Origin of the sequence: Corynebacterium sp. HMSC072G08, assembly GCF_001809185.1 — a bacterium.
In the GTDB taxonomy this organism is placed as follows: domain Bacteria; phylum Actinomycetota; class Actinomycetes; order Mycobacteriales; family Mycobacteriaceae; genus Corynebacterium; species Corynebacterium phoceense.
Genome location: NZ_KV796464.1, coordinates 109630 through 109845, shown reverse-complemented (window position 1 = coordinate 109845; position 216 = coordinate 109630).

Genomic DNA, 216 nt, shown 5'->3' with positions numbered 1-216 from the left:
ACGGAAATACCTCCGCACGCGCGGAGAAGAGGCACAAACGCCTCCAGTAGACCCCTCGTCACCGGAAATACCCCCGCACGCGCGGAGAAGAGTGGTTCGTCTGATTGTTGTAGCGGCGGGGTGTGGAAATACCTCCGCACGCGCGGAGAAGAGTCAATGATTGGCTCTGGGCCGATCTCATACGCGGAAATACCTCCGCACGCGCGGAGAAGAGAT